Origin of the sequence: Halotalea alkalilenta DSM 17697, assembly GCF_000621205.1 — a bacterium.
Lineage (GTDB): Bacteria > Pseudomonadota > Gammaproteobacteria > Pseudomonadales > Halomonadaceae > Halotalea > Halotalea alkalilenta.
In genome coordinates this window covers 114919-135002 of sequence record NZ_JHYY01000021.1, presented here as the reverse complement: position 1 = coordinate 135002, position 20084 = coordinate 114919, and the positions used below count along the sequence as shown (strand labels likewise).

Here is a 20084-nt window from a genome sequence, read left to right as displayed (position 1 = left end):
TCATAGCTCCTCTGGACGGCCGTCGACCCGCTCGATCACCGCAGCGATCCCCTGGCCGACGCCGATGCACATGGTGCACAGCGCATAGCGCCCGCCGCCCTGCTCGAGCTGATGAGCGGCGGTAGCGACCAGCCGCGCGCCGGACATGCCGAGCGGGTGGCCGAGCGCAATCGCGCCGCCGTTGGGGTTGACCCTGGGATCGTCGTCATCGATGCCGAGCTCGCGCAGGCAGGCCAGCGCCTGGGCGGCGAAGGCTTCGTTGAGTTCGATCACGTCCATCCGCTCGATCGAGAGACCCAGCCGCGCGAGCAGCTTGCGGGTCGCCGGCACCGGGCCGATGCCCATGATCCGCGGCTCGACCCCGGCCACGGCGACACCGAGCACCTTGGCGATCGGCTTCAGCCCGTGCTTCGTCACTGCCCGCCGGGAGGCCAGCAGCATCGCCACCGCGCCATCGTTGACCCCCGAGGCGTTGCCGGCAGTCACGCTGCCGCCTTCGGCGCGAAACGGGGCGGGAAGCCTGGCGAGCTTTTCCAGGGTAGTGTCGGCGCGCGGGTGCTCGTCGATCTCGAAGCGCAGCGGATCCTGCTTGCGGCGGGGGATTTCGACCGCCACGATCTCACGCGCCAGCCGTCCGCTCTCCTGGGCGGCGGCGGTCTTCTGCTGCGAGCGCAGTGCGAAGGCGTCCTGGTCCGCGCGCGAGATGCCGAACTGCTGGGCGACGTTCTCGGCGGTCTCGGGCATCGAGTCGACCCCGTAGGCGGCCTCCATCTTCGGATTGACGAAGCGCCAGCCGATGGTGGTGTCCTCGATCCGCTGGTCGCGGCCGAAGGCGCTTTGCGCCTTGCCCATCACATAGGGAGCGCGGGACATCGATTCGACTCCGCCGACCAGCAGGAGCTCCGCCTCGCCGGAGAAGATCGTCCGCGCGGCATAGCCGATCGCATCCAGGCTTGAGCCACACAGCCGGTTGACCGTGGTGCCCGGCACGCTGGTCGGCAGCCCCGCGAGCAGCGCGGCCATCCGCGCCACGCTGCGATTGTCCTCCCCAGCCTGGTTGGCGCAGCCGAAGATCACATCCTCGATCGCTTGCGGGTCGAGCCGGGGATTTTCGGCCAGCACGGCCTCGATCAGCCGTGCGGCGAGATCGTCCGGACGCACTGCGGCGAGCGTGCCGCCGAAGCGGCCGATGGCCGAGCGCAGCGGGGTGCAGATATAGGCATCGTTCATCCCTTCACTCCTTGGCGCTGGCGGTGAAATCCGCCTGGGCGCTGTCGTGGTGCGCCTCGGTGCGCGCCTTCAGCGCGCGCAGCGCCTCCAGCGAGCGGGCGTCCGGCGCCGGCGTGACCTCGACCCGGTCGGAGAAGCGAATCTCCCAGCCGGTGGCATCGCGGATCCGATCGCGGCTGACGCCCGGATGGATCGATACGACCACCAGTTCGTTGCTGCCGGCCTCGGGGGCGAGCACGCACAGGTCGGTGATCACCTTGGTCGGACCTCGACCTACGTGGCTGGCGGTCTGCGGGGGAAGTTGCGCGCGCGCCTGGCCGTCGCGGCCGAAGCCGAGCGTGGTGATGAAATCGACGTCGCGAACGAAGGTGCGCTTGGAGTGCTTGAGCATGATGAACACCTCGCGCGAGTGGGTGCCGATCTCCGGCGCCCCGCCGCCGCCGGGCAGGCGCACCTTGGGGTTGCGGTAGTCGCCGATCAATGTCGAGTTGAGGTTGGCGTAGCGGTCGACCTGGGCGGCGCCGAGGAAGCCGACGTCGATCCGCCCGCCCTGCAGCCAGTAGCGGAACATCTCGGGTACCGAGACGGTGGTCAGCGCGGTCTCGCACAGCTCGCCGTCGCCGATCGACAGTGGCAGCACCTCGGGCCTGGTCTGCACCGTGCCCGATTCGTAGATCAGCACCACCTCGGGGGCATGGGTGAGCCGGGCGAGATTGGCCGCCTGGCTGGGCAGGCCGATGCCGACGAAGCAGGTGGTGCCGTTGCCGAGCGCGCGCGCGGCGGTGACGGTCATCATCTCCTCGAAGCTGTAGTCGAGCGCGGCGTCGGCGCCGTCGCGGACTGGTACGGTATCGCTCATGACGGGCTCCCGATGGTGGATCGTTCGGCGGACTGGGGCTCGATCACGTGTTCCCGCATCCAGGCGGCGAACGCGTCGCGGTCGCGGGCGATCGCATCCCAGCTCTTGTAGAAACCGTTGTCGCGGGCGTAGTAGCCGTGGGCATAGGAGGGCCAGGCGCCGCGCGGCACCACGCTGATCGCGTCGATCGTCCAGGCCGGCAGTACACACGCGTTGGGGTGGGTGTCCAGCTCGTCGACTCGCTCCTCGACGGTGACCAGCGCGACGCGGGCGGCGAGCACCGCCTCCTTCTGTACCCCGATGATGCCCTCGACCAGCACGTTGCCGGCCCGGTCGGCCTTCTGGGCATGGATGATCGCCACGTCCGGCCGGTTGGAGGGGATCGCAGCGAGCTTCTCGCCGGTGAACGGACACTCGATATGGCGGATATCGGGATTGACCTGGGGCAGGTCGCTGCCGATGTAGCCGCGCATCACCGCCAGCGGCAGGCCGGCGGCACCGGCCTCGTAGGCATGGGCCATGGCCGCGTGGCTGTGCTCGAGCAGCTCGAGCGGGCGCGGGTAGCCGCGCTCGACCGCATCGCGCATGCGGTGCAGCGAACCGACGCCAGGGTTGCCGCCCCAGGAGAAGATCAGCTTCCTCGCGCAGCCCATGCCGATCATCTGGTCGTAGAGGATGTCCGGCGTCATCCGCATCAGGGTCAGTTCGCGCCTGCCCTGGCGAATGATCTCGTGACCGGCGGCGTAGGGGATCAAGTGGGTGAAACCTTCGAGGGCGACCGTCGCGCCGTCTTCGACGTAGCGGGAGATCGCCTCCTCGAGGCTCAGGAATTCGGCCATGGACATGGCTCCTTCGGCGCAGCGTGGTGGATGTATTCGTTTGGTGAACAAATATTTGATATGCGAACAAGCTATGCCCGGCGCTGGCGAAAATCAATTCGCCCTCGGCCGGCCGCGGTTTCCCACCATCGCCGCGAGGAATACATAAATCCGATGATTATCAGACTGTTGGCGTCCTCCCAGGCTCGGTGAGGGGAAGCATAGGGGCGGGCTGGTTACGACCAAGGTCTAGGATTTTTCGGCTTCCGTTTGCTGCTGCCATCAGCACTGGGGCGAACGATGCAGGGCCTTGAGTGCGCGCTGGCACAGCAGCCTGGCGTTGTCGCTGCTTCCCGCGTCGGCGTGGCCGGCGGCGGCGAGGTTGGTGCGCATCGCTTCGCGGTCGAGCTCGAGTCCTTCGGCCAGGGTGGCGGCATGTTCCAATGCTCCTTCGAGCAGCGCCTGGAGCTCGATCAGCGGTGCCCACTCGGCGTGCCACTGGCCGAGTCCGCGCTCCAGCGGCTGGGCGCAGGCATCGGTGACGACCCGGCTCAGCCCGTGGATCTGGCGCGCGGCGGCGATGATCAGCGCGCAGCGCACCGGGTTGCGCTTGTGCGGCATCGAGGAGGATTCCCCCACGCCCTTGCCGCCGGGCTCGCGGACTTCGCCGATCTCGCTCTGGGTCAGCAGCGAGATGTCGAGGGCGAACTTCTCGAGCGCGCCGGCCACCGCGTCGATACCGGTGGCCAGCGCGTGAACCGGCTGGCGATCGGTATGCCAAGGCAGCGCCGGGGCATGAAGGCCGAGGCGAGCGGCGAGTGCGTCCATCACCGCGGGACCATTCTCGAGTCCTTCGAGCATTCCGACCGGCCCGCCGAACTGCACCGGCAGCCGCTTCTGCTCGATCGCGGCCAGGCGGCCCGCGGCCTGGTCGAGTCCCAGCGCCCATTGGGCAGCCTTGACCCCGAAGCTGATCGGCAGCGCCTGCTGCATCAGCGTGCGGCCGATCATCAAGGTGTCGGTTTCGCTCTCGATCAATTGCGCCAGCGCCCGCTCGACCCGGGCGATGAGCGCGAGCAGCAGCGGCAATCGTGCCTGGGTGAGCTGCATCAGCGCGCTGTCGAGCACGTCCTGACTGGTGGCGGCGAGATGAAAAACCTTGCGCAGCGGCTCGGGCAACGCTTCCTTGGCCTGGCGGACGAAGGGAATCGCCACGTTGCCGCCGCGCTGGATCTCCTCCTCGAGTCGCAAGATGTCGAAGCGGTGTCCTTCGAGGTGGCGCGCAAGCGCGGCCTGGCTGCCTTCGGGCAGCTCGCCGGCGAGCTCCTCTGCGCCAGCGAGCTCGAGCTCGAAGCGCAGCATCGCGCCTACCAGCGCTTCGGCGCTGAAATGCTCGAGAGCCGCTGCGCTCATCAGTGGGCGTGAAAGAAGATGGACATGGCTGGTCATGGGGTGACCTCCATTGGAGCCTGCTAGAGAAAGTGGGGGCGAGGGGATAGCACAATAGTGCCTTAGCGGCAGATGCTCGGATAGGTAATGAGTACAGGTGTACGCCATGCGAACTCTATGCTAGGGTCGGGCGCATCGAGGCCTTGCCCACGAACGGGGTGAAAGGCGTTCGCTGGTTCGCGCGAGCAGATAACAGACAAGCGAGGATGCCCATGTCGTCCGATACGCAGCAGCCCTCCCTGTCGGGCGGAGAAGGGGGCTTGAGCCCCGACGATCGCGATTTCGTCACTGCGCTCGCCAGCGGCCTGGAAGTGATTACCGCCTTCGATGAGCTGCATCGCAGCATGACGCTCTCCGAGGTCGCCGAGCGTACCGGGATGAACCGCGCCCGCGCCCGGCGCTTTCTGCTCACCCTGCACTCGCTTGGCTATGTGGTGAAGCGCCATCGCTACTTCGAGCTGGCGCCCAAGGTGCTTTCGCTCGGTTACTCCTTTCTTTCCGCCAACGATTATCTCGGTGCGGTGCAGCAAGCGCTGGAGGAGATCACCGAGGCGCTCGGTGAATCCTCCTCGCTCGGCGTACTCGACGGTGACGACGTGGTCTACGCCGCGCGCTCGGCTTCAAAACAGCGGCTGATGGCGATTTCGCTCTCGGTCGGCACCCGGTTGCCGGCGGCGGCGACCTCGATGGGACGCATGCTGCTCGCATGCCTCGACGACGAATCTCTCGACGCCCGGCTGGCGGGGCTCGAACTCAAGACCTACACCTCGAACACCATCACCGACCGAGCGCGTCTGCGCGAACGGATCCTCGAGGCTCGCGGGCTGGGCTACTGCATCGTCGACCAGGAGCTCGACTCCGGCCTGCGTTCGCTGGCCGTACCGCTGCGCACCGCGGGGGGGAGGCTGCTCGGGGCGATCAACCTGAGCACCAACGCTTCCAGGGTCGACATGCAGACCCTTACCGAGCGCTTCCTGCCCTTCCTGCTCGAGCGCCGCGATCGCCTCGCTGCCCACCTGAGCTGAGCCTTTCGGGGTCGCTGGAGGCCGAGGCGAAGGCTATGATGCGCGCTCCATTCACGGGGCGCGTCATGCCCCCCAGGCCGGTAGCCGCATGTTTCGCTCGATCTCTTCCGCTCCGCTCGCATCGTCGTCGCCGTCGATTATCTCCCGTTCATCCGCCTTGATCCGCGTGGTGCTGGTGGGTTGGCTTTCGATCTTCGGCCTGGTCCAAGCCATGCCGGCGCAGGCCGTGGCGCCGCCGAGCGGCGTCGAGGCGCCCTCCTGGCTGCTGCTCGATGGCGATTCAGGCCAGGTGCTGGCCGAGCATGATGCCGATCGGCGCCGGTCGATGGCTTCGCTGACCAAGCTGATGACCACCTTCGTGGTGTTCCGTGCGATCGAGGCGGGCCGCCTCGATTGGGATGATACGGTGACCGTGCCGCAGGCGGTGCGTGAGGTCGCCGGCGACGAGTCCAAGATGTACCTGGTGCCCGGCGAGCGAATCAGCATCGCCACGCTGATGCGTGGGCTGATCATTGCCTCGGCCAACGATGCGGCGATCACCCTGGCGGTGGCGCAGGCGGGCGATATCCCTCGTTTCGTCGCCGAGATGAACCAGGAGGCGGCGCGGCTCGGCATGCGCGATACCCGGTTCGCCAACGTCTCCGGGATCACCGCGCCGGGGCACTACTCGACCGCGCGCGATCTCGGTCGACTGGCGCTGGCGCTGACCCGTGAATTCCCGGGCTACTACCAGATCTCCGCCGAGCCGGTCTTTCGCCACGGCCAGTTCGTCAAGCACGCGACCAACCTGATGGTCGGCGGCGACGACCGCAGCGTGGACGGGCTCAAGACCGGCTATACCTCGGCCGCCGGCTACTGTGTGATCGCCTCGGCCAAGCGGCCTCAAGTAAACGGCGGGTCGCGGCGGATGTTCGCGGTAGTGCTGGGCGCGGACAGCGACCTGCGTCGCTTCGACGATGCGAAGGTCCTGCTCGACTACGGCTATAGCCGTTTCCATAACGTCCAGCTCGCCCGTGCCGGGGTACCGTTCGGCGACCTGCCGGTCTGGAAGGGTGCGAGCGACCGGCTCGGCGTGGCCACCGACCACGACCTGGTGCTGTCGCTGCCGGACGATATCGACCCGAAGACGTTGCGCAGCGAGCTGGTCGGCGCGCGCGCGCCGCTGCTGGCGCCGGTCAACGCGGGCGAGGCGGTGGGCAGCTATCGGGTGCTGCTCGGCGAGCGGGTAGTCGCGAGCGGTGCGCTCTATGCGGTCGAGCCGGTGGCCGAGGGCGGGTTCATCTCCCGCACCGTCGACTCCGTGCGGCTGCTGTTCGGCGGCGGCGAGCCGGTCGCCGTCCAGGGCGATGCGCCCTTGGCCTCGCGCGGCTGAGGACTTGGAACCCCGTTCGTCGCTCGTTTTTGGTGTTTCAGGCGCTTGCCGTTGAGACCTGCCGGCCCTGCTGCCAGACGGCATGGATGCGCCGGCTGTTGACGATGGCCTCGAGAGGGTCGGCATCGAGCACCACCAGGTCCGCGCGCGTGCCTGGGGCGAGCCGGCCGCGGTCGTCTTGTCCCAGCAGCGCGCTAGCTTGACGGGTGGCGGTATCGAGCGCCTTCGGTGCGGACATCCCCGCCCGTACCAGCAGCTCGAGCTCGCGATGCTCGGCGAATCCCGGCAGGCGGTGGGGAAAGGCGCCGGCATCGGTGCCGAAGCCGAAACGAACGCCCCCTGCTTCGATCAGTCTGCCCATGTTGGTGAGGTTCATGGCCAGGTTTCGTCGCGCTTCGGCCGCCTCTGCGCTTGCCGCTTGCTCGCGCCGCCACTCGGCGTTGCCGAAGCGTTCGCGCATCGCGGGATCGAGCGCGGCGAGCAGGAAAGGATCCTCGAGCCGCTCGGGCTCGTCAGCGAACAGGAAGGTCGCCTCGTCGAGATGCAAGGTAGGGATGTACCAGGTACCGCTCTCCTGCAGCGTACGGATGAAATCGTCGTCGACCTCGCGATCGCGCACTCCGTGGGCGATCACGTCGACGCCCGCATCGATCAGACCCTTGGCGTGTTCGAGGGCACGGACGTGGCCCGCGACCCGATAGCCCAGCGCGTGCGCTTCGTCGATCGCGGCGCGATAGCTCTCTGGACTCATGGGCGGCACATCGCCGAAGCGATCTACCCACAGTTTGAACATATCGATGGGCTGCTGCGCCAGCTCACGTACCGCTTGACGCGCTTGCTCGGCGTCCTGCGGGCGCGGCGACAGACCATCCGGGGCGTAGATGCCCGGGCCGCCGGTGAAGAAGGCCGCGCCGCTGGCCGGATCGTCGCGCAGCCGCGCGAGGTCCTCGGGGTCAGGGGTCGGGGTCATGCCCAACGACATCACCGAGGTGACGCCGAAGCGCTGGAAGCGTCGAAGCGAGGCGATCGCGTTGTCGGTGGTGAAGAACCGTCGCCCTTGCTCAGTGCCGCTGACCAGGCCGACGTGGGCATGATCGCAGACCAGGCCGGGCATGACCCAGCGGCCCTGGTAGTCGATCCGGCGGGCATCCGCGGGGATCTCGAACCGCTCCATCGGCGCGATCGCGACGATCCGCTGGCCTTCGACCAGCAGCGCCGAGGGCGGGCCCATGCGCTCGCCGTCGAACGGGCGCAGGTTCAGTAGTACGGTGCGCCCAGCGCTGTGATCGTCGGCCCAGGACAGCGGTAGGGCGCCAGCGGCCAGGCCTGCGCCGAGCAGGGTGGTGAAGCGACGGCGGGTGAGCGATGAGTGCATCGATGAGGCTCCTGGGTCGATGGGTGAGACTCCAGGTTAGATCGATGAGCCGAGGATGGCCTCGAACGACTATGTATTTTAAGCGAGCCGAGCGCGCAGCGCAGCGCAGTCGCGCACTTCCAGGTCGACCAGCTCGGGCCAGGGCGGGGTGCTGCGCGGATCGTGTCCTTCGGCGCGGTTGACCAGCACGGTGTAGGCCCCCGCGCGGCGACCGGCGTCGAGATCGTGGACGCCGTCGCCGACCATCACCAGCCGTTCAGGCGCTGTATTCCAGAGCGCGGCGAGCCTGTAGAGGCCATCGGGGTCGGGTTTCGGCTTCGCTTCGTCGCGCCCGAGCACTTCGGCGGGAGTGAAGCAGTCGTCCAGGCCGATGGCGCGTAGGGTGACCCAGGCCAGCTCGCGTGCGTTGCGGGTGAGAATACCGAGCTCGCAACCCTGGTCCCGCAGCTGTCGCACCAGCGCCACCGCACCCGGCGCAGGACGCGAGATGCCGGCGAGCTCGCGCTCATGTTCGAGCAGCCAGGCATGCTTGGCGCGTGACTCTTGCGCTGGCAGCGAGGCTAGGTGGCCGAGGATATCGGCATTCTCAGGGATATCCAGCGCGCGACGGATCGCCGGGAAGTCGTGGACCGCGAGGGTGAGGGTGCCATCCATGTCGAACACCCAGTGGCGGCGCGAAGCGAGGGTCATCTTGGGCTCCTGTCTTGAACGTCCGGTGTCGAACTGCCGAGCTGCATCAGTGGCTGATCGTACGGGAAAACAGATTGACCACCGCGACCCCTGCGATGATCAGGCCGAGGCCGATCATCGCAGGCGCATCGAGGGTCTGACGGAACCAGAACACACCGACCAGGCTGATCAGCACGATCCCGATACCGCTCCACAATGCGTAGGCGATGCCCACCGGCAGGACGCGCAGGGTCAGCGAGAGAAAATAGAACGCGCCGGCATAGCCGGCCACCATCAGTGCCACCGGCACGGGGCGAGTGAATTGCTGCGAGGCTTGCAGCGCGGATGTCGCGATCACCTCGAGGGTTACCGCGATGAGCAGGTAAAGATAGGTCATCTGGTGCACGGGTCCGAAGGGAGTGGTCTTCCGAGTGTCGCTCAGATCGAAGGTCTAAGCGATACGTCCCGTGCAGGCACGGTGGGCGGAGAGCGCTCCCCGCCCGTCGTGCGTCATGCGCTGGCGTGGATCAAGCGGCGACGCGCTTGGCGATCGCGGCGGCGAAGCTCGAGGTGGTGCCGCTGCCGCCGAGATCGGGGGTGAGGCTGTCCTTGGCTTCGAGGGTGGCGATGATCGCCGCGCGCAGCCGCTCGGCTTTGTCCTGCTTGCCGAGATGGTCGAGCATCTGTGCGGCTGCGAGCAGCAGTGCACAGGGGTTGGCCAGGCCTTTGCCCGCGATGTCCGGCGCCGAGCCGTGGACTGCTTCGAAGATCGCCGCCTCTTCGCCGATGTTGGCGCCCGGGGCGAGGCCGAGGCCGCCGACCAGACCCGCGCAAAGATCCGACATGATGTCGCCGAACAGATTGGTGGTGACCACCACGTCGAACTGCTCGGGGCGCATCACCAGCTGCATGCAGGCGTTGTCGACGATCATCTCCTGGGTCTCGATCTCTGGATACTCCTCGGCGACCTTGCGCGCGGTCTCGAGGAACAGCCCTGAGGCGGTCTTGATGATGTTCGCCTTGTGCACGATGGTCACTTTCTTGCGCCCTGTGCTCTTCGCCAGCTCATAGGCGTAGCGGGCGATCCGCTCCGAGCCCTTGCGGGTGACCTGGATCTCGGACTTGGCGATCTCGCCGTCTTCGGAGAGCGTCTGGCCCTCGGAGCGATAGGCACCCTCGGTGTTCTCGCGCACGGTGATCATGTCGATGTTGCTGTAGCGCGACTTGGTGTTGGGGAAGCTGATCGCCGGACGCACGTTGGCGTAGAGATCGAAGATCCGCCGCAGCTGGACGTTGATCGAGGAGAAACCGCCGCCCACGGGCGTCATCAGCGGGCTTTTCAGCGCCACCTTGTGCTTCCTGATCGACTCGAGCGTCGCTTGGGGCAGCAGTTCGCCCTGCGACTCGAGTGCGCCGGTACCGGCTTCGACGAACTCGTAGTCGAGGCCGACGTCGAGGCTGTCGAGCACCTGCAGGGTGGCGTCCATGATTTCGGGGCCGATACCGTCGCCGCGAATCACTGCGATCGTCTGGGTCATTGCGGATTCCTGTCTGACGTGGCTGAGCGAGCGTCGGCGGCGAGCGCCCCGACCTCCAGGCCAGCCCGAACGGGCTGGCCGATCGAATGAGAGATGCGGCTGCTATTGTAGACAATCATGCGCGCAGATGGGAGTCGTTCGCGTCGGCTTTGGGTATTATTCCACACTGCGATCCGATGGAGTGCCCGTTCCGCGCTGCTCACCAGGTAAGTTTCCTACTTCGCGGTCTTTTATGTCGACAGTGGCGTGGCAGGAGCCGCTCATCGAGCGTGCGCAGGGCGAGTGAGTTTTCTGGCCGTCGCGATTCACGATCGCAGGCTGGTCGATGAGGGGCGGCTAGGCTCAGGGCGCCAGCGAGCCTGCGCCGAGGTAGTTGTCCTGCCAGTAGCGCACCGAAAGATTGGCCAGCTCGACCCTGCGGCCGCTGCCGGGGGCGTGGATCATCTGCTGGTTGCCGAGGTAGATGCCGACATGGGTGGCGCGGGAGCCGGCACCGAAGAACAGAAGATCGCCGGGGCGGGCCACAGCGGTCTTGGGGATCGCTTGGAACTGATCGTTGGTGATCCGCGGCAGCGAGAAGCCGGCGGCGCGGTAGCTGAGTTCGCTCAGCCCGCTGCAGTCGAGCCCTTGGGCGGGGTCGTTGCCGCCCCAGCGATAGGGTACCCCCAGGTTGCTCTTGGCGGTGGCGATGATCAGCGCACGTTCGATGCTGATTCCATCCGCGCTGTCCAGTCCACGGTCGCTGGTCTCGAGCGGTGGGCGTCCGGCACAGCCAGCGAGCAGGGCGAGCAGCACGATCAAGCAAAGTGGAAGAGGCGATCGACGCATGGGGGGCTCCAGGCCTTTGGCGGTCGCGCACCAGTATCGTTGCAGCGCTCGAGAGCGTCGAGCCTTGATTCGCTCGGCCAGCGTCGCCATCTCCCCGCCACGGATCGATCGAACCAGAGGAAGATATCGAATGAGCTTCACCGAACAGGCCCCGGGCGTGGTCGAACACGTCCCCTCGCGGACCCGCGGGTTCACGCTCAATCACTCGATGGTGCGGATCAAGGATCCCGAGCGGGCGCTCGCTTTCTACACCGGGATACTCGGTATGCGGCTGTTGCGTAAGCTCGATTTCCCCGAGATGCGTTTCACGCTCTATTTTCTCGATCACCTCGATGATGACGAGATCGCGCCCGAGGATGCCGGGGAGCGCAGCGTCTGGACCTTCTCGCGCCGGGGGCTGCTCGAGCTGACCCACAACTGGGGTACCGAGGAGGATCCAGGGTTCGGCTACCACAACGGCAATAGCGAACCACAGGGCTATGGCCATATCTGCATCGCGGTGCCGGATCTCATCGCTGCGGTGGCCTGGTTCGATGAGCAAGGGGTCGAGTTCACCAAACGCCCGGAACAGGGCAAGATGAAGGACGTCGCCTTCATCAAGGACCCCGATGGCTACTTGATCGAGATCGTCCAGCCTTCGCTCAGCGCAGAGCTCGGCGGCTGAGACGATGCTCGCCTTCCGGGGGATCGTGGCTATGCTCTTTGTTATCGACACAGCTACCGATATGCAGCGCCGGGCATGTCCGGCGCCGCCCGATTCAGGAGCGAAGCATGGGATTCGAACTGCGCCATGATCAATTGCAGCAGTGGCCGGTCGTCGAGGTGGTCGAGGAGGGAGCATGCCGCATGCGCGTCGCGCTGCGTGGGGCGACGCTGCTCTGCGCCAACGCTCGCGCACCCGATGGGAGACTGGTCGAACTGATCGATGGCTACCGTGAGGGCGCCGAGCTGGCCACCCTCGATGCAGCGCGCAGTGCGCTGATGGCACCGTTCAGTAATCGTATCAACGATGGTCGCTATCGCTTCGATGGAGATCTCTTGCGCTTGCCGGTGGTCGAGGGCGAGGGCCATGCGATGCACGGGGTGGTGCGCGGGCTCGATTGGCGGCTGCGTGACGCGGTGCTCGAGCCGGATCATGCTGAATTGGTATTCGAAACCCGGATAACGCCTCGTGCGCTCAGTGGATATCCCTTCGAAATCATTTGCTTGACCTCGTTTTCAGTCGATCGGAAGGGACTTTCCTGGAGTTTCGAAGCGCGCAACCTGGGGCGGTTGGACGCGCCCTTCGGCTGTGGTTGGCACCCTTACCTGCTGCCTCCTGGGGGTGATCTCGACGCCTGCCAGGTGCGCCTGCCCGCCTGTCGACGGGTGATTTGCGATGCGCGCCGGATTCCGCTGCCGGGTGACGAGGCCTATGCGGTTTGCGACGAAACGAAGCTTGCGCTGGCTGGCCGGGCGCTCGATGACTGCTTCTACGATCTCGAGCCTGATGCCGACGGCTGGCTGCGTACCAGGCTCGAGGCCCCTGACTGCGGGCTTGCCGTGGTCCTCGCCCAGCCGAGCGGCGCGGTGCAGCTCTATACCGGAGACTCCCTGGGGGCACGTCGGCGCCAGTCGATCGCGATCGAGCCGACCGAGTTTCCTCCCGACTCCTTCAATCGCGACGAGTTCGCTGCGGCGCTGCGCCTTGCACCCGGGGGGCGTCGCAGCTTCGGGGCGCGGCTAAGCTTGGAGGCGTTGGCGTAATGTTCGGCAAAAGTTGCGAAACGCGGAGCGAATCGATCGCTTCGAAAGCTGGCGACTTTCGTAATATTCGGTTGGTTGATGAGCGGTGATGCCCTGGGTGATTAGGTCATGCCGATTCGGTATGAGGCTGGATTGAATCGTAGAACCCTTCGATTCCTAGGAGTATCTTCGCAATCCAAATTTGACAGGCCGATGACCGGGGCGTGAATCCCGCATCGAATGATCGGAAAGACCACCGTGACCAGACGTTCAGCGAGGGCTGAGTAAGATGGATGCACGTAAGATCGAATGGGACATTCCATTCAAAGACAGCGTGACCGGATATAACGAACCGCGCCGCATGAGCCGCAAGCAGCCGAAGACCGGCTGTATCATCACCGCGCGTTATCATGGCGCCAACGTTCGCCTGCGCGTGCTCGACCGTGATGGCGACAAGAACTCCATCGCCGAGGTGATCGGTGTGGACGCCGATGGCGCAGAAAACGATGCTCAGCTGCTGCTGAACAAGGGCGATACCGTTGTGGTGCCCGACAGCAAGCGTGCCGTCGTTCGCTACTGCTGAGTGGCGCGCTCTCTCCTTTATATAGTCTTAGTATCACACTCCCCTTGAGCTTCGTCGTCCAGCCGCTCGCCGAGCGCGATGGCGCGGTTTTTCCGCAGCCAGCGCCCGACGCATGCGGTGTGGCGGGGTTTTCGCCGATCGTTCGATCGCATGGTCTATGCTGGTGAGCATTACCTTAGGCGAACTCGTTGTTTTGCAGTGCAATGACAAAGTCGCAACATATGGCCTCGTACCCAGGGCGACCCTGAGTGGTCCTGATGCCCGAGGGGCCAAGCGATTTCATCGACCGCGCCGCGAGCCGCGATCGATTAGCCAAGCAATCATCGACGTGAGGAGTGAAGATAATGACATTGCGTCTCGGCGATACCGCCCCAGATTTCACCCAGCGGAGCACCGCCGGCGATATCAGCTTCCACCAGTGGCTCGGCGATAGCTGGGCGATCCTGTTTTCCCACCCGAAGGACTTCACCCCGGTGTGCACCACCGAGCTGGGCGAGGTCTCACGGCTGAAGCCTGAATTCGACAAGCGCAATACCAAGGCGATCGGCCTGTCGGTGGACGGCCTCGAGGAGCACGAGCGCTGGAAGGGAGACATCGAAGAGACCCAGGGCTACGGGCTCAACTTTCCGCTGCTTGCCGATGATGACCGCAAGGTCGCTTCGCTTTACGACATGATTCACCCGAATGCCAACGACACCCTCACCGTGCGTTCGGTATTCATCATCGATCCGAACAAGAAGGTGCGGCTGATCCTCACCTACCCGGCGAGCGCTGGGCGTAACTTCCAGGAGATCCTTCGGGTCCTCGATAGTCTCCAGCTGACCGACAAAGAGAAGGTCGCGACGCCGGTGAACTGGAAGGAAGGCGACAAGGTGATCATCGCACCTTCGGTCAGCAACGAAGATGCCGAGAAACTCTTCCCGCAGGGTTGGGATGAGAAGAAGCCCTACCTGCGCTTGGTCGATCTGAAAAAGTAAGCCTCGACGGCAGCTGGTCACGAACGCCCGCGCCCCGCAAGGAGCGCGGGCGTTCTTCGTCGTTACGCTCACCAGCGCAGCAGGCCGCGCCGTTCGAGCCGCTGCAGCAGCCGATGGGTCGTCTCCATGCCGAGGAACGTCTCGAGCTGGTGCGCTCGCGTCGGGCCTATGCCGGGTACCTGCCGCCACTCGGATGGAGTGAGCGCCAGGAGGCTTGCGGTGTCTGCGATGGCGAGCGTTTCCCGTGCGCTTTGCAGCAGCGGGCGTGACAGCGGCAGCCCAAGGGCGATCAGCCAGTCGCTGGCGCTACGCCCTCGGGCTGCCTGGCGTGCGGCTCGCCAGAGCGGTGCGTCGAGATCCATCGCCTGCCCATCCAGCCAGTCGAGCAGATCCATCGAATCGCGCTCGGTAAGCAGCGCCCGCCAAGCACCTTCGTCGATGCCGGCAAGGTTCAGACCCGCGCGGCCCGAGAGCCAGCGCAGGCGAGCGATGAACTGATCGGTGCAGGCGGCGCTGGTGGTGGCGCTGGCTTCCATGCAGGTGGTCAGGCCATGCGCCTGCGCCGGCGGTGGTAGCGGTACGTTGCGGTGCGCCGTGCGACTCACCACCTCGGTGAAGCGAGGGATGGTGCTGCCTGCGAGCGCGATGCGGACCTGGTCTCCCGGGACCACCTCTAGCGTTTGCCAGCGGCGCAGCGAGCCCAGCGAGACGCGCGCCACCCGCTTGTCGTCGAGCATTACCGGCTCGAGCTCAAGCACTGGGGTGATCCGCCCTGTCCTGCCCACGGTGAAGGCCACTTCCCGCACCTCGGCCAGCGCGGCCGGAGCTGGATGCTTCCAGGCCACCGCCCAGTGGGGAGGGCTTGCACTCCAGGCGCTCGCCGGTGGCCGATGCGACTGCCTGAGTACTATGCCGTCGGTGGCGAACGGCAACGCCGTGCGATACCAGTGTTCGCGCCAGCGTGCCGCTTCATCGAGGGTCGCGACCCGATGGGTATTGGCGACGGTGTCGCCGAACCCCCAGCGCGACAGCGCCTCCAGCCGGGCTTCCTGCGTCGCCGGGCCATCGGCGTAGTCCCAGATGAATAGCCCGATCTCCTCCCGCTGCGCTTCGCTCAGATGCAGCCGGCCCATCAGCGCGATGATGCGGTGGCGCGCATTAGCTGCGCCGTCGGCGGCCTGGACGTGCATGTCGCGGTGCGCATATAGCTCGCCATGGAGGACCACTCGAGGTGGCGCCGGGGCTTCGAGGTGGAGAGGGACCGCTGGCAGCTCTTTGGCTCGTGCGCTCCAGTCGAGGCCGTGGAGGCCATCGCCGCGGCTGATCGCGCGGGTCAGAACGCCTTGCTCATAGACCAGCGTGACCGCGACGCCGTCGACCTTGGGCTGGACCCAGAGCGCTTGGCGCATACGTATCCACTCGGCGACCTCCTGCCGAGCGTGCAGCTTGTGAAGACCGGTTTGCGCCACCGGATGGGCGATGCGCGTGGCGTTGACGTAGCGCGGCGTGGCGGGAGCCATCCCGCAGCGTTCGAGGCGCTGGCGGGCTTGGTCGTAGACGCTGTCCTCTACTTCGCGCCGACCTTCGAGGTAGTAGGCGCGATCCCATTCGCGAACCTGCTGCGCCAGGGAGGAGAGCGCAGCACAGGCGCCGCCGTGTAGAGCTGCGGCGCCAACGGTCGGGGCGGCCAGCCCCAGGATCAGGCAAACGAACCAATAGGCTAAAGGCACGACGCTCCTCCCATCCGGCCAGTCTTCTTACCGATCGGCCGATGGGAGGAGCGTTTTAGCCTGGGGGCGTTTGTCTCAGGCGCGGGTGAGCTTCGCGGCGATGCCGGCGACGTACTCGCCCTGGAAGCGGGCGATCGTCAGCTCCTCTGCGCTTGGCTGGCGGGAACCGTCACCGCCGGCGAAGGTCGTCACGCCATAGGGCGTACCGCCGCGCACCTGGGAGATGTCGAACATTTCGGGAATGCCGTAGCCGATCGGCACGATCACCATGCCGTGGTGGGCGAGGGTGGTCCAGGTCGAGGTGATAGTCTGCTCCTGGCCGCCGCCGGTACCGGTGGAGGCGAACACGCTGGCGATCTTGCCACGTAGGGCGCCGCTGGCCCAGAGCCCACCGGTCTGGTCGAGGAAGGTACGCATCTGCCCGGCCATGTTGCCGAAGCGGGTAGGTGTGCCGATGATGATCGCATCATAGTCCGCGAGTTCGGCGGGGGTCGCCAGCGGTGCTTGCTGGTCGGTCTTGCCGCCGGCATTGGCGAATGCTTCCGCCGGCATCGTTTCCGGCACGCGCTTGATCGTGACCTCGACGCCCTCGACCTTGCTTGCGCCTTCCGCAACGGCATTGGCCATGGTCTCGATGTGGCCGTACATCGAATAGTAGAGCACCAGCAGTTTGGTCATCGTGTTCTCTCCTGACGTGCAAGTGGGTATGCGACGCAACAAGGGTAGCTCGTCGCAGCGTGAAGAGAAGTGTTTAGATTCCTACGCTGTATTCGTTTTTTTCGATCTTGGCTGGTTCGATCGGACGAAACGAGCCGTTGGTCTCGCCGGTCGGTGGAGGTTCGGGCCAGAGCGCCGATACCTCACGCCTCGTCCTGAATCTTGTCCTGTACCCGTAGCCAAGCGTTGGTCAGATGGCTGCCAAGCGCCTGGATCAAGCCATCCGCGTCGCGCGCTTCCAGGGCGGTGATCATCCGCTCGTGTTCTTCCACTGCGGCTGCCCATTTGTCCGCACCGCTGTGGCCGATGAAGCGAATGCGCTTGAGCCGGGACTGCAGTCCGGCATGGGCGTGCACCAGCGTGGCGTTGTGCGAAAGCCGCACGATCGAACTGTGGATCGACTGGTTGGCCTTGTAGTAGGCCAGGCGATCCTGATTTCGATAGTAGCCGAGCATCTCTTCATGGAGCGCGCGAACCTCGGCGATCTCGGCATCGCTGGCCTTTTCGCAGGCTATTTTGCCGGCGAGCTCCTCCATCGCGCGAATCACGACCAGCATGTCCTCGATGTCCTGGGCGCTGAAACGACGCACCGAGGCGCCGCGATTGGGCGTCAGCTCGACCAGTCCTTCGCTGGCGAGAAAGCGCAGCGCTTCTCGAAGCGGAGTGCGGGAGACCCCGAGCTGTTCGCACAGAGGGCCTTCGTAGATGCGCTCGCCCTGCACCAGCTCACCCTCGATGATCATGTCGCGAATCCGCTCGGTGATGGCGTCGTGCAGCGTATTGCGAGAGATGGAACCGATCTGGGTCATAGACTTCATCCCTAGTGAATGCACCGGCTGGTCCAGCCTGCCACGCCGCTGCGCGCGCGTCGTGGTGTCGTGGCGCGCGCGCCTCTCTGAGGCGCTAAGGCATCGCTGATTCTAACCATTCGTCGACACTGCGTCGTACGCTGGATCGATGGTTTGGCGTAAGTCGTAAGACCTAAGTGCGATGCTGTCAGCCCAGAAAAAATACCTTTGTATAATGTATACGTTTTATTTTCCGGCGCAATCTCATTCCACGCGACCCCCGCGTCCACCGGAGATGAGATCAGAAAATGAACGATCACGTGCTTGGAAAGGAGACAGCGGATCGTCCTGTCATCGCACTGGCGATGGGGGATCCCTGCGGAATAAGCCCCGAGCTCACCGCGCGTATCGCCAGTGACCCGGTGGTGCTGGAGCATGCCAGGCTGATCGTCATCGGCGACCGCCGGGTATTCGACCAGGGAGCCGAGGTCGCACGGGTCAGGCCTGCCATGCGCACGGTCTCCCTGGCCGAAGCGGAAGCGCCGAGCAGTGAGGCGGTGCGCTTCATCGACCTGAAAAACCTTGATCCCTCGCAGGTGGAGCGCGGCGTCGCGAGCCTCGAAGGCGGGGAGTTCGCCTCCGCCAATTTTCGCCAGGCGCTGGATCTGGCCCATCGAGGGCTGGTCGATGCGGTGTGTTTCACGCCGTTCAACAAAAAAGCGATGCGCTATGCCAATCCGGGCTACGACGATGAAATCCGCTTCGTCGCCGAGGCGATCGGCTTCTCCGGCCGCGCGCGCGAATTCAACATCCTGGAGAAGGTCTGGAACGCCCGGGTCACCTCGCACATCCCGCTCGCCGAGGTTTCCGCTGCGATAGACATCCCGCTGATCCTCGATGAACTGGCGCTCACCCACGCCTGCCTGATCGATGCCGGCCATGCCACGCCGCGTATCGCCGTTGCCGGACTCAATCCCCATGCGGGCGATGGCGGCAGCTTCGGCATGGAGGAGATCGATGTGATCGAGCCCGCGGTGCTCGAGGCCAAGGCGCGCGGCTGGGACGTCGAGGGCCCGTTCCCCGCCGACACCGTTTTCCTGCGCGCGCTGAAGGAGGGCTACCACGCGGTGCTGACCATGTACCACGACCAAGGCCAGATCGCGATGAAGATGCTCGGCTTCGATAGCGGCGTGACCATGCTCGGCGGCCTGCCTTTCCCGATCTGCACTCCTGCCCACGGTACCGCCTACGACATCGCGGGCCAGGGCCGCGCCGATATCGGTGCCAGCCGCGAGGCGCTCCTGCTCGCTGCGCGGATGGCCCGGCAGATCGCCCAGCGGCGTACCGCGACGGCCTGAACCATCGATGGTCTTTCTCGAACTCCACGTCAAAGAGTCACGATCATGATCAAGCCACTTTCACTGCTCTGCGCCACGTTGGCGGTATCCGCCCAGTCTCTGGCCTGGGAGCCCAATCGCCCGGTCGAATTCGTGGTGACCTCGGGGGCCGGTGGCGGCACCGACAACTTCGCGCGAACCGTGCAGGCGATCATCAGCAAGCACAACCTGATGGACGCTTCGATCATCGTCTCCAACAAAGGAGGCGGCAGCGGTGCCGAAGGCTTCGTCTACGCCGCCGGTTATCAGAACGATCCCTACAAGCTGACCTTCGGCACCAACAACGAGTACCTGCTGCCCAAGGTCAATCGGATGCCCTACGCGGCGGAAGACCTGCAGCCGGTAGCGGCGATGGCGTTCGACGAGTTCATGATCTGGGTCAACGGCAAGGCTGAGTGGGAGGATGCCGGTGCGTTCATCGCCGACGCCAAGGCCGAGCCGGGCAAGATGCGCTTTTCCGGCAGTCAGTCCAAGGATACCGACCAGACCCTGGTCAGCATGCTCCAGGCGGCGACCGGTACCGAGTTCCGCTATGTGCCGTTCAACGGCGGCAGCCAGGCGCTGGTGCAGCTTTCCGGCGGGCACGTCGACGCCAACGTCAACAACCCCTCGGAGAACCTCGGCCAATGGAAGGCGGGGATGGTCAAGCCGCTTTGCGTGTTCTCCCCCGAACCGCTGCCCGCGGGAGAGCCGGTCTACGACGGCAAGGGATGGGGCGACGTACCGACCTGCGCCTCCCAGGGCATACCGATCACCGAGTACCGCATGCCGCGCACCGTGTGGCTCGCTGCCGGCGTCGACCAGGAAGTGGTCGAGTTCTATCGCGATCTGCTGCAGAAAGTCGTCGAAACCCCTGAGTGGAAAGCATACGTGGCCAATAGCGTGCAGTCAGACACCTTCCTCAGCGGTGACGAGTTGCGCAGCTACATCGACGAGAACACGCGAGTGATCACGGAAGTCTTCGCCACCGAGGGCTGGCTGGTCGAGTGACCGCCGTCCGTTGC

20 protein-coding genes are annotated in these 20084 nt (G+C 65.6%); 8 read left to right on the top strand and 12 right to left on the bottom strand.

Features of this window, described 5'->3' with window-relative positions; all coding sequences use genetic code 11:
- The 4 genes from pcaF to Q376_RS21215 all read right to left on the bottom strand — a co-directional run bounded on the left by pcaF (position 1) and on the right by Q376_RS21215 (position 4356).
- Positions 1-1230, bottom strand: a complete 1230-nt coding sequence (gene pcaF, locus Q376_RS0102670) for a 3-oxoadipyl-CoA thiolase (protein WP_027348990.1) — start codon at positions 1228-1230, stop codon at positions 1-3.
- A gap of 4 nt (positions 1231-1234) precedes the next feature.
- Positions 1235-2089, bottom strand: a complete 855-nt coding sequence (locus tag Q376_RS0102665; RefSeq protein WP_052364891.1) for a CoA-transferase subunit beta — start codon at positions 2087-2089, stop codon at positions 1235-1237.
- Positions 2086-2928 carry a CoA transferase subunit A gene (locus Q376_RS0102660; protein ID WP_027348988.1) on the bottom strand — a complete coding sequence of 281 codons (843 nt, stop codon included), beginning with the start codon at positions 2926-2928 and terminating at the stop codon, positions 2086-2088. The genes Q376_RS0102665 and Q376_RS0102660 overlap by 4 nt, the downstream gene beginning before the upstream one ends.
- A gap of 261 nt (positions 2929-3189) precedes the next feature.
- The gene (locus Q376_RS21215; protein ID WP_052364890.1) at positions 3190-4356 is read right to left on the bottom strand and encodes a lyase family protein; all 1167 of its coding nucleotides are present in this window, start codon (positions 4354-4356) and stop codon (positions 3190-3192) included.
- Positions 4357-4568: 212 nt separating this feature from the next.
- Here Q376_RS21215 and Q376_RS0102650 point away from each other — a divergent pair, with 212 nt between their 5' ends.
- Together Q376_RS0102650 and Q376_RS21210 are read left to right on the top strand one after the other, a co-directional pair.
- Complete coding sequence (locus Q376_RS0102650) at positions 4569-5381, top strand: IclR family transcriptional regulator domain-containing protein (protein ID WP_052364889.1); 813 nt, start codon at positions 4569-4571, stop codon at positions 5379-5381.
- A gap of 88 nt (positions 5382-5469) precedes the next feature.
- Positions 5470-6753, top strand: coding sequence for a D-alanyl-D-alanine carboxypeptidase family protein (locus Q376_RS21210; protein WP_081803361.1), 1284 nt, complete (start codon positions 5470-5472; stop codon positions 6751-6753).
- Between the two features lie 37 nt (positions 6754-6790).
- On the opposite strand, the gene Q376_RS0102640 is transcribed toward Q376_RS21210, so the two are convergent.
- The 5 genes from Q376_RS0102640 to Q376_RS0102620 all read right to left on the bottom strand — a co-directional run bounded on the left by Q376_RS0102640 (position 6791) and on the right by Q376_RS0102620 (position 11163).
- The gene (locus Q376_RS0102640; protein WP_027348986.1) at positions 6791-8128 is read right to left on the bottom strand and encodes an amidohydrolase family protein; all 1338 of its coding nucleotides are present in this window, start codon (positions 8126-8128) and stop codon (positions 6791-6793) included.
- 78 nt (positions 8129-8206) lie between these two features.
- Positions 8207-8818: an HAD family hydrolase gene (locus Q376_RS0102635; protein WP_027348985.1), complete on the bottom strand. Its 612-nt coding sequence runs from the start codon at positions 8816-8818 to the stop codon at positions 8207-8209.
- A 46-nt stretch (positions 8819-8864) separates the two neighbouring features.
- Positions 8865-9194, bottom strand: a complete 330-nt coding sequence (locus Q376_RS0102630) for a DMT family transporter (RefSeq protein WP_027348984.1) — start codon at positions 9192-9194, stop codon at positions 8865-8867.
- Positions 9195-9324: 130 nt separating this feature from the next.
- Positions 9325-10335: an isocitrate dehydrogenase gene (locus Q376_RS0102625; RefSeq protein WP_027348983.1), complete on the bottom strand. Its 1011-nt coding sequence runs from the start codon at positions 10333-10335 to the stop codon at positions 9325-9327.
- Positions 10336-10677: 342 nt separating this feature from the next.
- Positions 10678-11163: a C40 family peptidase gene (locus Q376_RS0102620; RefSeq protein ID WP_027348982.1), complete on the bottom strand. Its 486-nt coding sequence runs from the start codon at positions 11161-11163 to the stop codon at positions 10678-10680.
- Between the two features lie 130 nt (positions 11164-11293).
- On the opposite strand from Q376_RS0102620, the gene gloA reads away from it, so the two are divergent.
- From gloA to Q376_RS0102600, 4 genes are all read left to right on the top strand, one after another.
- The gene (gloA, locus tag Q376_RS0102615) at positions 11294-11827 is read left to right on the top strand and encodes a lactoylglutathione lyase (protein ID WP_027348981.1); all 534 of its coding nucleotides are present in this window, start codon (positions 11294-11296) and stop codon (positions 11825-11827) included.
- 107 nt (positions 11828-11934) lie between these two features.
- Positions 11935-12909 carry an aldose epimerase family protein gene (locus Q376_RS21205; RefSeq protein ID WP_043445865.1) on the top strand — a complete coding sequence of 325 codons (975 nt, stop codon included), beginning with the start codon at positions 11935-11937 and terminating at the stop codon, positions 12907-12909.
- Positions 12910-13177: 268 nt separating this feature from the next.
- Complete coding sequence (locus tag Q376_RS21200) at positions 13178-13471, top strand: hypothetical protein (protein WP_052364887.1); 294 nt, start codon at positions 13178-13180, stop codon at positions 13469-13471.
- Positions 13472-13815: 344 nt separating this feature from the next.
- Positions 13816-14448 (top strand): peroxiredoxin, encoded by a 633-nt coding sequence (locus Q376_RS0102600; RefSeq protein ID WP_027348980.1) that lies wholly within the window; start codon positions 13816-13818, stop codon positions 14446-14448.
- A gap of 68 nt (positions 14449-14516) precedes the next feature.
- Here Q376_RS0102600 and ligB read toward each other — a convergent pair whose 3' ends face one another.
- The 3 genes from ligB to Q376_RS0102585 all read right to left on the bottom strand — a co-directional run bounded on the left by ligB (position 14517) and on the right by Q376_RS0102585 (position 17704).
- Positions 14517-16178 carry an NAD-dependent DNA ligase LigB gene (ligB, locus tag Q376_RS21195; RefSeq protein WP_052364886.1) on the bottom strand — a complete coding sequence of 554 codons (1662 nt, stop codon included), beginning with the start codon at positions 16176-16178 and terminating at the stop codon, positions 14517-14519.
- A 75-nt stretch (positions 16179-16253) separates the two neighbouring features.
- Complete coding sequence (gene wrbA, locus Q376_RS0102590; RefSeq protein WP_027348979.1) at positions 16254-16856, bottom strand: NAD(P)H:quinone oxidoreductase; 603 nt, start codon at positions 16854-16856, stop codon at positions 16254-16256.
- Positions 16857-17038: 182 nt separating this feature from the next.
- Positions 17039-17704, bottom strand: coding sequence for a GntR family transcriptional regulator (locus Q376_RS0102585; RefSeq protein WP_027348978.1), 666 nt, complete (start codon positions 17702-17704; stop codon positions 17039-17041).
- A 287-nt stretch (positions 17705-17991) separates the two neighbouring features.
- Here Q376_RS0102585 and Q376_RS0102580 point away from each other — a divergent pair, with 287 nt between their 5' ends.
- Complete coding sequence (locus tag Q376_RS0102580) at positions 17992-19041, top strand: 4-hydroxythreonine-4-phosphate dehydrogenase PdxA (protein WP_052364884.1); 1050 nt, start codon at positions 17992-17994, stop codon at positions 19039-19041.
- Between the two features lie 45 nt (positions 19042-19086).
- Positions 19087-20070, top strand: coding sequence for a Bug family tripartite tricarboxylate transporter substrate binding protein (locus Q376_RS0102575; protein ID WP_027348976.1), 984 nt, complete (start codon positions 19087-19089; stop codon positions 20068-20070).
- Positions 20071-20084 lie beyond the last annotated feature (14 nt).

Bases quoted from the DNA above. Each gene is read 5' to 3' on its own strand.
- Q376_RS0102635 (WP_027348985.1), bottom strand. From the start codon at position 8,818: ATGACCCTCGCTTCGCGCCGCCACTGGGTGTTCGACATGGATGGCACC.
- Q376_RS0102650 (WP_052364889.1), top strand. From the start codon at position 4,569: ATGTCGTCCGATACGCAGCAGCCCTCCCTGTCGGGCGGAGAAGGGGGC.
- gloA (WP_027348981.1), top strand. From the start codon at position 11,294: ATGAGCTTCACCGAACAGGCCCCGGGCGTGGTCGAACACGTCCCCTCG.
- Q376_RS0102630 (WP_027348984.1), bottom strand. From the start codon at position 9,194: ATGACCTATCTTTACCTGCTCATCGCGGTAACCCTCGAGGTGATCGCG.
- Q376_RS0102660 (WP_027348988.1), bottom strand. From the start codon at position 2,928: ATGGCCGAATTCCTGAGCCTCGAGGAGGCGATCTCCCGCTACGTCGAA.
- Q376_RS0102620 (WP_027348982.1), bottom strand. From the start codon at position 11,163: ATGCGTCGATCGCCTCTTCCACTTTGCTTGATCGTGCTGCTCGCCCTG.
- Q376_RS0102585 (WP_027348978.1), bottom strand. From the start codon at position 17,704: ATGACCCAGATCGGTTCCATCTCTCGCAATACGCTGCACGACGCCATC.
- Q376_RS0102665 (WP_052364891.1), bottom strand. From the start codon at position 2,089: ATGAGCGATACCGTACCAGTCCGCGACGGCGCCGACGCCGCGCTCGAC.
- Q376_RS0102575 (WP_027348976.1), top strand. From the start codon at position 19,087: ATGATCAAGCCACTTTCACTGCTCTGCGCCACGTTGGCGGTATCCGCC.
- wrbA (WP_027348979.1), bottom strand. From the start codon at position 16,856: ATGACCAAACTGCTGGTGCTCTACTATTCGATGTACGGCCACATCGAG.
- Q376_RS21200 (WP_052364887.1), top strand. From the start codon at position 13,178: ATGGATGCACGTAAGATCGAATGGGACATTCCATTCAAAGACAGCGTG.
- Q376_RS0102580 (WP_052364884.1), top strand. From the start codon at position 17,992: ATGAACGATCACGTGCTTGGAAAGGAGACAGCGGATCGTCCTGTCATC.
- Q376_RS21205 (WP_043445865.1), top strand. From the start codon at position 11,935: ATGGGATTCGAACTGCGCCATGATCAATTGCAGCAGTGGCCGGTCGTC.
- Q376_RS0102600 (WP_027348980.1), top strand. From the start codon at position 13,816: ATGACATTGCGTCTCGGCGATACCGCCCCAGATTTCACCCAGCGGAGC.
- pcaF (WP_027348990.1), bottom strand. From the start codon at position 1,230: ATGAACGATGCCTATATCTGCACCCCGCTGCGCTCGGCCATCGGCCGC.
- Q376_RS0102625 (WP_027348983.1), bottom strand. From the start codon at position 10,335: ATGACCCAGACGATCGCAGTGATTCGCGGCGACGGTATCGGCCCCGAA.
- Q376_RS21215 (WP_052364890.1), bottom strand. From the start codon at position 4,356: ATGACCAGCCATGTCCATCTTCTTTCACGCCCACTGATGAGCGCAGCG.
- Q376_RS21210 (WP_081803361.1), top strand. From the start codon at position 5,470: ATGTTTCGCTCGATCTCTTCCGCTCCGCTCGCATCGTCGTCGCCGTCG.
- Q376_RS0102640 (WP_027348986.1), bottom strand. From the start codon at position 8,128: ATGCACTCATCGCTCACCCGCCGTCGCTTCACCACCCTGCTCGGCGCA.